Origin of the sequence: Nonomuraea sp. NPDC050202 (assembly GCF_040656115.1) — a bacterium.
Classification (GTDB): domain Bacteria; phylum Actinomycetota; class Actinomycetes; order Streptosporangiales; family Streptosporangiaceae; genus Nonomuraea.
Genome location: NZ_JBFALF010000037.1, coordinates 98,005 through 108,394, shown reverse-complemented (window position 1 = coordinate 108,394; position 10,390 = coordinate 98,005). Strand labels below are relative to the sequence as shown.

Genomic DNA, 10,390 nt, shown 5'->3' with positions numbered 1-10,390 from the left:
TGTGCTCTTCCGATCTCACAGGGCGCGCTCGGCCGGCCCCACCCCCCGCCCCTTGAGAAAGGACACACGGATGTCGATCGACACCCTCCCCGAGGAGACCAGCACACCGGCGCCCTACACACCCGCCGTCCGCAGCTTCCTCGTCCAGGGCCTCCAGCAGGTCAACGACGCCATCAGCGGCGCCGAACGGCACCTCGCGGATCTCGACACCCGCCGCGAGGTCGTCCACAAGGAGATCGACGAGCAGCAGGCCGCCGCCGAGCTCCACCTGGCGGGCCTCCGCCAGAGCCGGGACCAGCTCCTCGCGCTCGTCGGCAAGGACGAGGCTCGAGACCCGGGCGGCGAGGAGTCGCGGCCGACGCTCGTGTGCTCCTGCGCCCGGCTCGCGGTCGTGGATCCGGTGCACGGCGCGGTGCACGAGGTGAACGGCACCCGTCTGCCCGCCCTGGACGGGTGCCGGATGCCGCCGCTCGGGTTCCTCGGCATGCCGAGCCGCGTGGTCGGCGGGGAGGGTCCGATCACGTGAGCGACCTGATCACCGCCGTCCTGCTGGGGATGGACATCGACTACAGCGGCGAGCCCGGCCCGTTCTGGCTGGTGTTCGTGAACGAGGTGGCGATCCAGCCTGAGCGTCCGCTGCCGTTCCGGTGCGTCATGGCGGCGTTCGAGCAGGCCGTGCGCGACCACCCCGGCCAGGAGATCGGCGTCGCGCCCTGCGGCCCTGAAGACCTGGCCAACGCCGGAATCATCACCACCCACCGAGAGGACAACCGCTCATGAGCAGTCACTGCATCCCCGTCCCGCCCGACGCTCCGCCGGGCCGTTCCATCACGGTCGGCTGGGATCGGGGCCTGTCCACGTACTTCGCGAGCTGCTTCGACCCACCTGCCTCCGGCGACCTCGATGACGATGAGGTGTTCTGGGTCGGTGCCTCGCCGTGCGAGCTGCCCACCGTGGGCGCGCTCACTGCGGCGCTCGCGCCGCACAGCGTGGTGATCCCCGAGGACGTCCTGGCCCAGCTCCCGCTGGACGAGGCGGCCGAGGGGAGAGGGTTCGCCACCACGCCCGGCCGATTCATGGTGGCCGCCGTGAATCTGCCGCACGTTCCTGCGGACCAGGCCGCCCGGATCCGCGCCGAGCTGGGAGAGGACGTCACGGCATGACCACCACCACCGACCTGATCGACATCACCCCGGACATGATCCGGCCGAAGGCACAGGCCGTGCTGCGCCGGGACGGCTGGATCCAGGGCACCTACGCCGACAGGCGGTCCGGCAAGCGCGGCGTGTGCCTCGTCGAGGCCATCGGCCGCGCCGCCGGGCTGCCGCCGTTCACGCTCGCGCGCAAGAAGCTCCGCCGCGCCGACGCCCACCTCAAGCCGCAGTGGGACGCGGCGCACAACCTCATCGACGAGCTCGCCACCCACCTCGGCCGGAACCCCGAGAACGACGAGCTGACCCCGCGGTGGTGGCTGACGGAGTGGAACGACTGGTGCGACCGCACGCGGGACCAGGTGCTGGCCGCCCTCGAACCCCCGGCCGTCGAGGCGGCATGACCGTGCCCAGCCGGCCGCCCACGCTCAGGCCCTCCCTGCCGCTGCTATCGATCGTGGCCGGGGTGGGCCTGGCCGTGTGGATCCTCGGCCTCGTGCACGCGGGCGTCGCCGTGTTCGTCGTCGCCGTCGTCTGCCTCTGCATCGGCGCCGGGGCGTCGTTCGGCGTGGGCGACTACGTCGGCTACCGCCGAGCCGCCCGCCAGCTCGCCGAGCTGCGCGACTACTGCGAGAGCGCCTACAGCCAGGCCGCCCGCGCCCAGGCGGCCGAGGTGGACAAGGCCGCCCGGCTCTACCGGGCGGAGAACGCACTCCGCGATGTCCAGGCTGAGCTCGCCCGGCTGCGCGCCGAGCCCGGCCTGGCGGCCAAGGAGGTTGTCGAGCAGTGATCGATCTCCTGCAGAAGGTGGAGGAGCTGTTCTGGGGCGCCATGACCGTGCTCGGCACGGTGGTGTTCGCGGCCGGGGCCGCCGGCTTCGTGTGGGCGTGGCGCTCGCACCGCGCCGATCAGCGCGAACAGCAGCGCCGCCGTGACGAGCGCGCTCGGGCACAGACCCCGGACGCGGTGCAGGGCGAGGAAGGTCTTCGCATCTGGCTCGACTTCGTCCGCGACCAGAAGCTGCACACGATCCCGGCCCCGAAGGAGCTCCCATGACCAAGCCGCGCGTGGCCGGACTGGACCAGGCCGCCGAGAAGACCGGGCTGGCACTGCCGGACGGCACCACCTGCCTCATCACCGCGCCGAAGGTGCGAGTGCGGAAGGGGCAGAAGCGGACGCTGGCCGACAACATGCGGCGCATCGATCATGTTGAGTCCGAGAGCGCCCGACGCATCATCGCGGCGCGCCCCGCCGCGATCGGCATCGAGGACTACGCCTTCACCATGACGTCGTCGGCCACGCACCGGCTCGCCGAGATCGGCGGCACGATCCGGCTAGCCTGCTGGCGGGCTGGGATCGCCCTCGCTGTGATCAACGTCAAGCACCTGAAGCTATACGCGACCGGGGACGGCGACGCCTCCAAGCAGCAGATGGCCGACGCCGCCCTCCAGTACGCGGGCGCCCGGTTCCCCAGCGAGGACGAGTGCGACGCCGCCTGGGCGCGCTGGTTCGTCCTCGACCTCCTCGGCCACCCCGAGGTCCACGTCCCGGCGACGCATCGCCACGTGCTCGCCCACGTCACCCTCCACCGAAAGGAAGGACCGTGAAAACCCCATCCGACGTCGCCGACGAGCGTCGTTGGCGGAACCGCCAACGACCGAACATGCCGGACCGGCCGCGCGCCACCGTCTGGAACGGCGACCGCACCCGTCCGGTCGCGGTCGTCGAGGGCCGCGACGTGACCGCCGCCGACCTCGACGCCGCCCGGCAACTGGCCAACCAGCCGAACATCCACCACCGCCACACCTTCCAGGAGTAGGAGATGCCCACCACCACCACGTCGCCGGCCGCCGTGCTCCGCCGGGAGCTGGCTCGACCCCACGCCACGCCAGCCCGGCTGCTGAGAGCGCTGCGCACCGCAGGCTTCGAGGTCAGGGCGGCACAGCCTCCGGCGTGGATGCCCAGCACGCCGGAGGCGCAGCACCTGGTCGAGCGGGCCGCCCGCCTCGCGAGGGAGGGCAAGACCCGCGACGAGATCGCCGCGATCCTCCTCAAGGACAAGCGGACGATCAACCGCTACCTGGCCGCCGCCGATGTGCTCGGCCTGCTCGGCTCCGACGCCGGGGAGCCGCCGGAATGAGCCGCTACCGCACCGCCCTTGACCTGCGCGCCATCGGCTCCCTGCACGTGCCGCAGGCGCCCCCCTGGTACAAGGACGCAGCCTGCCTTCAAGTGGGGCACGATCTGTTCTTCGGCCCGGCCTCGGATCTCCCCCCGGAACAGCGCGAGACGACAGAGGAAAAGGTCGAACGCGAGGCCCGAGCCCGCGCCATGTGCGGCGGCTGCCCCGTCCGGCCGGACTGTCACGCCTACTCTCACGGCTTCCCGATCGGCGACCAGTACGGCATCTGGGCCGCTACCGACAAGGACGAGCGGCGCGTCGAGCGGCGCAAGTATCAGCGCCGTGCCGCCGCCGCCAAGCGCAAGCAGGAAGGACAGGCATCGTGAGCGCGAAGGCAGACGCGCAGAAGCGGGCCATCGACGAGGCCGCCGACGTCCTGGCCCAGCGGATGCGCGAATGGGCGGCCAGTCCGGCCGAGGAGCGTGAGCCCGTCGAGGTGTTCACGCGCCGTTTCATGCTCGACCTGAACGGGCACGGCTGGCGGCACACGCCGGCTGCCCGGGTGAACCCGCTCGCGGCGCGGCGGCGGCTTGACGACACCGCGGCAGCCACCGCGCGGGGCGCCGCGCTCGCGCGGAACCTGCTCCCGCAGAAGCGCGGCGAAGGAGAGCAGGGGTGAGCCCGGCCCGGCCCGCCCACGACCAGCCAGGCCACATCCCCGCGCGCGTGCCGTATGACGAGTACGGCAACCTGCTGTCCACCACCACGGGCGTGGACCCTGACCGCATCACCTGGCAGGCTCCGCACCCGTTCACGCTGTCGCTCCACCTCCACGACGCTCGCGCACTGCGCGGCATCAGGCGGCCCGTGACGTGGAAGGACCCGCACGGGCCTGCGGTCTTCCCGATGTTCGCCGACGACCTCGCCCGTGTCGTCAAGGGCACGATCAGCGACCACGGGCTCGTCGTTGGCGCCACCTGGGTGCCGCTCATGCGCCGCGACCGGTACGGCATCTCCCTCAAGGCATTTCACGAGCAGGAAGCACCCAGCACGGAACCGGAGCCGCCGGCGAGCCCGGCCGAGGAGGCCGCGGCCCGCTTCATCGACCGCGAGCACGTCGTCCGGCTCGTCCGAGCCGCCTTCTCCATGGGCGAGCCCGAGGAAGACCTGCCGCCGGACCTGACCACCCTGATCCGCCACATCAGAGAGGACCGTCCATGACCAGCCGCTACGAAACGCTCCGCAAGCTCCCGCCGGGGCCGCACACCCTGCTCAAGACGATCGCCGAGCACGACGGCGGCCACGGCGTGATGTTCGACCCCGCGCCGTACGGCCGGTGGAAGCTGCGCGGCTCCGACTACGCCGTCAACGGCAGCACCTTCCACACCCTCGAGGAGCGCGGCTTCATCGACGTCGGCGACGGACGCACCGACCCCGTCCGGATCACCCAGGCCGGGCGCGACTACCTCGCCCACCACCAGAACCGAATCGCCAGGAAGGACCGCCACCAGTGACCACGCACCCCACCACCACCGTCACGCGATCGGCCACGTATCCCCAGGCCGTCGAACGCCTCCTCGACGCCATCGCCGCCAGCCCCGACTACCAGCGGACCGGCGTCGTCACCTACACGCCCATCCCCTCCGCGCGCGGCCGGTGGCAGGCCGGTGAGCACACGTGCGGCGACAACACGATCAACACGGCAGTACGCAACAAGCTCGTCAGCATCGAACTCATGGGGCCGAAGGTCCGGACGCTCGCCCTCGCACAGGCCGGCCTCGACCACATCGCGGCGCGGAGCGCCCGCCGGGCCGGCAACGCCAGGCGGGAGGCGGACGCCCGATGACCGCTTACGCGCGCCTGACCTACCTCCACGGATGCCTCGACCCCGGCCGGGAGTACACCGTCGAAGCCAGCGTCATGATCCAGGACGAGCAGCAGACTAGCGAGGGCCTGTGCGCGGTGCTCACCCTCGACGACGGCTCTGCCTTGATGACGGCGTACGTGAGCCCGCGCGTGTACGCGGAGGCGGGCGCCGACCGGTTCCTGCCGAGCGAGGACAGGCTGCGGTTCACGGGCCGTCTCGATCTGGAGGAGAACGAGCCGCGCCTGATCGTGCACACCGTCCAGGAGATGCGGTGACCCGGCACGTCATCCAGATGAGCGGCGGCCTGGGCTCGTTCTGGGCCGCCGTCTTCGCCGTCCTGGCCTACGGCCGGGAGAACGTCGTTCTCCTGTTCGCCGACACCCTGTGGGAGCACCCCGACACGTACCGCTTCCTCGGGCAGGCCAGCGAACTGCTCGACATCACGCCGATCATCGTGTGCGACGGCCGGAACCCGTTCCAGGTGTACTTCGACCAGCACTTCCTGGGCAACTCCCGGATCGCGCCGTGCACGAAGGAACTCAAGCAGAAGCCCTGCCGGCGGTGGCTGGAGGAGCACTGCGACCCGGCCGACACCATCCTGTACGTCGGCCTGGACGCGGCCGAGGAGCGCCGCATGCCCGGCGTTGTGAAGGGCTGGGCGCCGTGGCGAGTCGAGTTCCCGCTGATGGACGACAAGACCTGGGACAAGAAGCGGATGAAGACCGAGTGCGCCAAGCTCGGCATCGCCATCCCCCGCATGTACGAGCTGGGGTTCTCCCACAACAACTGTCAGGGGAGCTGCGTCCGGGCCGGCCAAGCGCAGTGGCTGCTCACCCTGCGGGAGTTCCCGGAGCGGTACGCCCTGGCCGAGCACGAGGAGCAGCGGTTCCGCGAGGAACACGGCAAGGACGTGTCGATCCTCACCGAGACCGTGGACGGCGTGAAGCGCACGCTCACGCTCAGGACGCTGCGGCTGCGCGCTGAGGTGGGCCTGATCCGTCTCCTCGCATCCGGATCTGTTCAGCGTCGTCGTCGCAAGGCCATGCAGACGGAACCGCTGTTCGAGATGGGGTGCGTGGCATGAAGAAGATCGTCACGTGGCTGGGGCGCGTGGACATGTACCGTCTCCGCTTCGGCCGCGCCCAGATCTACATCGAGCCCCGCGACCTGTGGCGCGGGCTCTACATCGGCAAGGACGCCATCTACTGGTGCCCCGTGCCCACGCTCGTCTTCCGCTGGGCGAGGAGGCCCCGGTGAACACGACCATGCTGTACGAGGCGCTCGGACGCCACTACCGCAAGCCCGGCGCCGCCCATCACGGCGAGATCCTGATCCGCGAGGTTCCCGCCCCTGGCAGCGGCCGGCTCGCGGACCTGATCAGGATCGGGCTCTGGCCATCACGCGGGTACGCGCTCGACGTTCACGAGCTCAAGGTGACCCGCGCCGACTGGCTGCGCGAACTCGCCGACCCGGGCAAGGCCGACGCCTGGTGGCCGCACTGCTCCCGCTTCTGGGTCGTCGCTCCGGCCGGAGTCGTCCACACGAACGAGCTGCCGCCCGGGTGGGGACTGCTGCAGCCGCCCACATCCGCGAACCGCCGCCGGTTCACCACCGTCGTGGATGCGGAGGTGAAGGAACCACAGCTGTCGCTGGAGCTGCTCGCCACCCTGGCCAGGCGGACCGACAACACCCGCCTGGCCGAGATGGACTCACTGCGTGAGCAGCACCGGGACGAACTCTACAAGGCCCGAACCGAGACACGTCAGGCCGAAGCCCGCGCCGGCCTGCCCGCCCGGGTGCAGGAACGGCTGGACCTGCTCGACGCCGTGGAGACGGCGCTCGGCGCGAAACTCGACCACTACGCGTGGGGCAACGGCGTCGAGCTGAAGCGCATGGCCCCCGACGAGCTGGCCAAGGCGCTGGCCGACTGCGGCGACCACATCCGTCTCCAGCAGCTCAAGGCCCGCGTGGAGGAGCTGATGGGGCGGCTGTCGTACACGGCTCAGAACGTTATGACCGAGATGCGGAAGGTGGGTGGCGGCACGTGACTACGGCGAGGTGGTATCCGCTTCGGACCAAGGACTACCCACGCCCTGAACCCGGCCAGCTCATCGCCTTCCGGCACGCCGTGTGGCGAGTCGAAACGGTCCAGGACCTCCCGCTGAGTGACACCGACCGGGACAAGTGGTTGGACGCGGGGATGCCCGACCTGGCCACCTGGCGGAAGCGCCCCTACCGCGTCAACGTCCGATGGGTCGCCGGCGCCGAACCCAAGTGGCTCACCCCCGACCGGACCGCCGGCAAGATGGACGTCCCCGCCGACACGTACAAGCCCTGGCACGTGTACGAAGGCGGCCGGTGGCCGCAGTGCTCCTGCTGCGGTGAGCCGATGCCATGCCGGGCCGAGCTGGAGGATCAGCAGATCACCGCTAGCCTCAACCGGGTCGCCAAGATGGAGGCGATCCCGCCGGGGGCGTGCTGGGCCTGCGCCGAACCGATCACCACCCGGCAGAAGGCCGTCACCTACCCCGGCGACAACCTCGACTTGCCCGGCGGTCAGCAACCCCGCTTCCATACCCGGTCGGCTTGCCGCTACTACGCAGAGCGGTACGAGGAACGATGGCTGACGGTAGACCCCCGCCGCGAGCGGATCCTGACCTGGCCATCGTGTGGAGGCATCCTGCTTGTCCACGCCGATGGCGAAAGCGAGTGCGTGGAGGGCCGGGACCCGCTCGGCCGCGACACTGAGCGGGTCCCGGACTGCCGGGGACACGACACCCACGACCACAGCGTTCTGGTCGCCTGCTACACGCGGGACCACTACTTCACCCGCCCCTTGACCAACCAGTGCCCCCGCGGTTGCGACCCACGTAACCACGTGGGTGCGGCGCCGCGACCACGTGCCGAACGACGATTCCCGGACCCGCTGCTACAGGAAGGAGGCAACCGTGGCTGACAGCTATGAGCAGGCTCTCGATTTCGCCTGCGCGTCGTTCGTCGTGGACGACCTCGGAATCCGCTCGCGCGACACCATCGACCGGCTGCTCGCCCAGGTCCGCGCTGTACGAGACGAGGAACTGGAGCAGCTCCGCGAGGCCGCACGGATCGTTGTCGAGAACCGCTGGTACGAGCGGCTGGCCCAGGCCGAGAAGTCGCTGGAACGTCTGGCGCGAGTCGAAGCCGCCCTCGCAACCCTGCGAGACGCCCGCGCCGCGTGGGAAGCCGAATACCAGCACTACCACGAGCGAGCGCAGCGCAAAGGCTACAGCCACGACGAGGCCGCGGCCGAAGCGTACGCGCGGGCCATCGGGGACATAGATCGAGCGCTCGCCACGCTCAACGACCCCGACGAGGGGAATGGTGGCCGTGGCTGACGCGCAGAGGCAACTCACCCCCGAGCAGGCGCGCGTCCTCTACCCGTTCCTGGAGGCCGGCCGACGCGGGCTCGCCGCAGCGAAATGGCAGCTCGGCATGGACGCCGACGACCTCGTCGCGCCGATCGTTCTGGCTGTCATCGCGGAAGTGCAGCGACGCGTCGTGGAGAGCGGGCAGCTCGGCAGCGAAGCGCCCGCGGCCGAGGGCCTGGCGGTCGTTCCGGTCGAGCTGCTGCAGGCCCTCTCCGACCCGGGCGAGTGCGGGTTCGACCACCACGGCGGCTGCCAGGAACACGGATACCTGTCGCTCGAACCTGGCGAGCGGTGCCCGCAGGCTGAACTCCGTGAGCTGCTGGCCACGCTGACCGGCGGGGAAGAGGGTGAAGCCAGTGGCTGACCGGTACTTGGTGCTCGTCACCGGCTCCCGCACCTGGACCGACCAGCGCACCATGCGCGACGCCATGGCCGCGATCGTCGCCGAGCACGGCCCCGGCCGGGTGACGTTCCGGCACGGCAGAGCCAAGGGCGCCGACATGATGTGCGACCGGATCGCCCGCCAGCTCGGCGCGCACGTCGAGCAGCGGCCCGCCGACTGGGACGTGTGCGCCGGCCCGCAGTGCAAGCCGTCGCATCGGAAGAAGCGCCCGGACGGGTCCACGTACTGCCCCACGGCGGGGCTGCTGCGCGACCGGGAGATGGTGGACGACGGCGCGCACGAGGGCCTGGCGTTCATCAACCCGTGCGCCGACCAGCGCTGCCGGGAGCCTCAGCCGCACGGCTCCCACGGCGCCAGCGAGACAGCGCGCATGGCGGAGGAGGCGGGCATCCAGGTTCGCCGCTTCCCGAAGCCGCCCATCGTGATCCACCGGTTCGCGGGCGACTACGAGGCGCTGTCGAACTTCGCCCGCATCCCGGTCAGCGTGTACTCCACGCTCGAACAGCGGGAGATCACCTACCCGACCAGCGAGCACGCGTTTCAGGCTGCTAAGACCCTGGACCCGAGCGAGCGGGCCGACATCCTGGCCGCACCAGGCCCGAAGGAGGCGAAAGCACTCGGAGGCCAGGTCCGGCGGCGGCCCGGCTGGGACGAGGTGATCCGGTACAAGGCGATGCGCGCCATCATCGCCGCGAAGTTCACCCTCGACAGCTCGGCCGGCCGCGTCCTCCTCGACACCGGGAACGCGCACCTGATCGAGGGCAACACCTGGCATGACCAGCACTGGGGCGACTGCCGATGCGGCCGGAACCAGTGCCGAGAGCCAGGCCAGAACCACCTCGGGCGGATGCTCATGGAGCGCCGCACCGAACTCATCAGCGCCCTCCACCACCACTCACAGGAAGATCAGAACCGCCATGCCTGACCTGCCCCTCACCACCGACATCGCCGAGCAGTACATTCGCGACCTGGAGCAGAACTTCGAGAACGCTGGAGACTGGGGCGTGCAACCCACCCTCTTCGTGATCTGCGTGTACGCCACTCAGCACACCATCGGTCCCCAGCTGCTCGTTCCCGTCCCCGTCTCGCCTGACGCCTGGATCAGCGATGGGCAGTTGCCCGCCGACGCGATCGCATCCATCGACCCGGCCGGCCTGCGGGCCGCCGTATCACCGATGCTCGTGCCGGTGGCAGTCGCGCTCGCTCACGAGGTGGTCGTCCTGTCCGGGAAGGACGCGCGGCTGCTGTACTGCGGCCTCGCGGACGGGACCCTCGTCGGCGCCGGCCGGGTGTGTGGCGAGGCTCCGAACGTGAAGACGTACGCGCCGGACCACCCGCACGACGTCACCCCGGCCGCGGTCCGCCAGCTCGCCATGGCGGTCCTCGGCGGCTCGTGACGCTTGTTGGCGGTACCGCTTACGGTGGGGGCTCACCCATTCC

The 10,390-nt window shown here is 70.7% G+C and carries 23 protein-coding genes; all 23 read left to right on the top strand.

Annotated features, from left to right (window positions below; all coding sequences use genetic code 11):
* Positions 1-70: 70 nt before the first annotated feature.
* Genes AB0I79_RS51600 through AB0I79_RS51490 form a run of 23 tightly spaced genes read left to right on the top strand, consistent with a single transcriptional unit; the run spans position 71 to position 10,347 of the window.
* Entirely contained in the window at positions 71-526 is a 456-nt protein-coding gene (locus AB0I79_RS51600; RefSeq protein WP_357890656.1) for a hypothetical protein, read from the top strand.
* Positions 523-780, top strand: a complete 258-nt coding sequence (locus tag AB0I79_RS51595) for a hypothetical protein (RefSeq protein WP_357890654.1) — start codon at positions 523-525, stop codon at positions 778-780. The genes AB0I79_RS51600 and AB0I79_RS51595 overlap by 4 nt, the downstream gene beginning before the upstream one ends.
* A complete protein-coding gene (locus AB0I79_RS51590; RefSeq protein WP_357890651.1) occupies positions 777-1,163 on the top strand; it encodes a hypothetical protein in 387 nt (128 codons plus the stop codon). The genes AB0I79_RS51595 and AB0I79_RS51590 overlap by 4 nt, the downstream gene beginning before the upstream one ends.
* A complete protein-coding gene (locus AB0I79_RS51585) occupies positions 1,160-1,555 on the top strand; it encodes a hypothetical protein (protein ID WP_357890648.1) in 396 nt (131 codons plus the stop codon). The genes AB0I79_RS51590 and AB0I79_RS51585 overlap by 4 nt, the downstream gene beginning before the upstream one ends.
* A complete protein-coding gene (locus AB0I79_RS51580; RefSeq protein WP_357890645.1) occupies positions 1,552-1,941 on the top strand; it encodes a hypothetical protein in 390 nt (129 codons plus the stop codon). The genes AB0I79_RS51585 and AB0I79_RS51580 overlap by 4 nt, the downstream gene beginning before the upstream one ends.
* Entirely contained in the window at positions 1,938-2,207 is a 270-nt protein-coding gene (locus AB0I79_RS51575) for a hypothetical protein (protein ID WP_357890643.1), read from the top strand. Before AB0I79_RS51580 ends, AB0I79_RS51575 begins: the two co-directional genes overlap by 4 nt.
* The gene (locus AB0I79_RS51570; RefSeq protein ID WP_357890640.1) at positions 2,204-2,758 is read left to right on the top strand and encodes a crossover junction endodeoxyribonuclease RuvC; all 555 of its coding nucleotides are present in this window, start codon (positions 2,204-2,206) and stop codon (positions 2,756-2,758) included. Before AB0I79_RS51575 ends, AB0I79_RS51570 begins: the two co-directional genes overlap by 4 nt.
* On the top strand, positions 2,755-2,970 hold the full coding sequence (locus AB0I79_RS51565; protein WP_357890637.1) for a hypothetical protein: 216 nt from the start codon (positions 2,755-2,757) through the stop codon (positions 2,968-2,970). The genes AB0I79_RS51570 and AB0I79_RS51565 overlap by 4 nt, the downstream gene beginning before the upstream one ends.
* 3 nt (positions 2,971-2,973) lie before the next feature.
* Complete coding sequence (locus AB0I79_RS51560) at positions 2,974-3,291, top strand: hypothetical protein (protein ID WP_357890634.1); 318 nt, start codon at positions 2,974-2,976, stop codon at positions 3,289-3,291.
* Entirely contained in the window at positions 3,288-3,659 is a 372-nt protein-coding gene (locus tag AB0I79_RS51555; protein WP_357890632.1) for a WhiB family transcriptional regulator, read from the top strand. Before AB0I79_RS51560 ends, AB0I79_RS51555 begins: the two co-directional genes overlap by 4 nt.
* Positions 3,656-3,952 (top strand): hypothetical protein, encoded by a 297-nt coding sequence (locus AB0I79_RS51550; protein ID WP_357890629.1) that lies wholly within the window; start codon positions 3,656-3,658, stop codon positions 3,950-3,952. The genes AB0I79_RS51555 and AB0I79_RS51550 overlap by 4 nt, the downstream gene beginning before the upstream one ends.
* Entirely contained in the window at positions 3,949-4,494 is a 546-nt protein-coding gene (locus AB0I79_RS51545; protein WP_357890626.1) for a hypothetical protein, read from the top strand. Before AB0I79_RS51550 ends, AB0I79_RS51545 begins: the two co-directional genes overlap by 4 nt.
* Positions 4,491-4,787 carry a hypothetical protein gene (locus AB0I79_RS51540; RefSeq protein WP_357890623.1) on the top strand — a complete coding sequence of 99 codons (297 nt, stop codon included), beginning with the start codon at positions 4,491-4,493 and terminating at the stop codon, positions 4,785-4,787. Before AB0I79_RS51545 ends, AB0I79_RS51540 begins: the two co-directional genes overlap by 4 nt.
* Entirely contained in the window at positions 4,784-5,119 is a 336-nt protein-coding gene (locus tag AB0I79_RS51535; protein ID WP_357890621.1) for a hypothetical protein, read from the top strand. The genes AB0I79_RS51540 and AB0I79_RS51535 overlap by 4 nt, the downstream gene beginning before the upstream one ends.
* The gene (locus AB0I79_RS51530) at positions 5,116-5,415 is read left to right on the top strand and encodes a hypothetical protein (RefSeq protein ID WP_357890619.1); all 300 of its coding nucleotides are present in this window, start codon (positions 5,116-5,118) and stop codon (positions 5,413-5,415) included. The genes AB0I79_RS51535 and AB0I79_RS51530 overlap by 4 nt, the downstream gene beginning before the upstream one ends.
* On the top strand, positions 5,412-6,224 hold the full coding sequence (locus tag AB0I79_RS51525) for a hypothetical protein (RefSeq protein WP_357890616.1): 813 nt from the start codon (positions 5,412-5,414) through the stop codon (positions 6,222-6,224). Before AB0I79_RS51530 ends, AB0I79_RS51525 begins: the two co-directional genes overlap by 4 nt.
* Positions 6,221-6,397: a hypothetical protein gene (locus tag AB0I79_RS51520; protein WP_357890613.1), complete on the top strand. Its 177-nt coding sequence runs from the start codon at positions 6,221-6,223 to the stop codon at positions 6,395-6,397. The genes AB0I79_RS51525 and AB0I79_RS51520 overlap by 4 nt, the downstream gene beginning before the upstream one ends.
* On the top strand, positions 6,394-7,188 hold the full coding sequence (locus AB0I79_RS51515; RefSeq protein ID WP_357890610.1) for a hypothetical protein: 795 nt from the start codon (positions 6,394-6,396) through the stop codon (positions 7,186-7,188). The genes AB0I79_RS51520 and AB0I79_RS51515 overlap by 4 nt, the downstream gene beginning before the upstream one ends.
* The gene (locus AB0I79_RS51510) at positions 7,185-8,096 is read left to right on the top strand and encodes a hypothetical protein (protein WP_357890608.1); all 912 of its coding nucleotides are present in this window, start codon (positions 7,185-7,187) and stop codon (positions 8,094-8,096) included. Before AB0I79_RS51515 ends, AB0I79_RS51510 begins: the two co-directional genes overlap by 4 nt.
* Entirely contained in the window at positions 8,089-8,514 is a 426-nt protein-coding gene (locus tag AB0I79_RS51505; protein ID WP_357890605.1) for a hypothetical protein, read from the top strand. Before AB0I79_RS51510 ends, AB0I79_RS51505 begins: the two co-directional genes overlap by 8 nt.
* Positions 8,507-8,911 carry a hypothetical protein gene (locus AB0I79_RS51500; protein WP_357890602.1) on the top strand — a complete coding sequence of 135 codons (405 nt, stop codon included), beginning with the start codon at positions 8,507-8,509 and terminating at the stop codon, positions 8,909-8,911. Before AB0I79_RS51505 ends, AB0I79_RS51500 begins: the two co-directional genes overlap by 8 nt.
* Complete coding sequence (locus tag AB0I79_RS51495; RefSeq protein ID WP_357890599.1) at positions 8,904-9,875, top strand: NADAR domain-containing protein; 972 nt, start codon at positions 8,904-8,906, stop codon at positions 9,873-9,875. The genes AB0I79_RS51500 and AB0I79_RS51495 overlap by 8 nt, the downstream gene beginning before the upstream one ends.
* Positions 9,868-10,347, top strand: coding sequence for a hypothetical protein (locus AB0I79_RS51490; protein WP_357890596.1), 480 nt, complete (start codon positions 9,868-9,870; stop codon positions 10,345-10,347). The genes AB0I79_RS51495 and AB0I79_RS51490 overlap by 8 nt, the downstream gene beginning before the upstream one ends.
* Positions 10,348-10,390 lie beyond the last annotated feature (43 nt).